The organism is Acidovorax sp. JG5 (genome assembly GCF_017939685.1).
Taxonomy (GTDB): domain Bacteria; phylum Pseudomonadota; class Gammaproteobacteria; order Burkholderiales; family Burkholderiaceae_C; genus Acidovorax.
Window position 1 is genome coordinate 1 of the sequence record NZ_JAGKSE010000067.1, and the last position, 546, is coordinate 546.

The window sequence follows — 546 nt, forward strand, 5'->3', positions numbered from 1 at the left end:
AAGAGCTTGAGTGATTGTCTGGTCGATATTGACTAGTTCTCCATTAACGCAGACGCGGACTTGGAGAAGATTCAATGGGTTCAATACTACGCATTTGGGGAGAACATTTGCTAGGTTTCCTTGAACCAAGGCGAGTTGGTTCAGTTTGACTCTAGCTTGTCCTAATTGTGGAAGTACTCTACATGATTGAATTTCTGATTGGTTCAATGCAGACACACTAGCACCTACAGCTGAGACACACGAATCGATATTTTTTCCTGCTGCCTTGGCTTCGGCTACTGCTGCATCTACCACGTTGCTCAATTGCACAAGGAGGTCGGTGATGTTCGAGGTCCCGATGGCGATATTGGCTTCCACAGCTCCATTACTCTTGCCAAACTGCATATTGCTGAGGCCAACATTGATTCCTAATGATCTTTGACGCTCTCCTATCAGTGCTGATAATGCTGCATTGATATCAACAGTCTGAGATGCTGCGACCTGTAAAAAGGCCACAACTAGTACACAGGCGACGTAAGTTCTCATGTTTTCGTTCGTATTTTGATC

Annotated in this window: 1 protein-coding gene; it reads right to left on the bottom strand. The window is 45.1% G+C overall.

Going from position 1 to position 546, the window contains the following annotated elements; all coding sequences use genetic code 11:
* Window positions 1–525: hypothetical protein (locus J8G26_RS19135; protein ID WP_210570847.1), on the bottom strand; the 525-nt coding region annotated here is incomplete at its 3' end.
* Window positions 526–546: the final 21 nt, after the last annotated feature.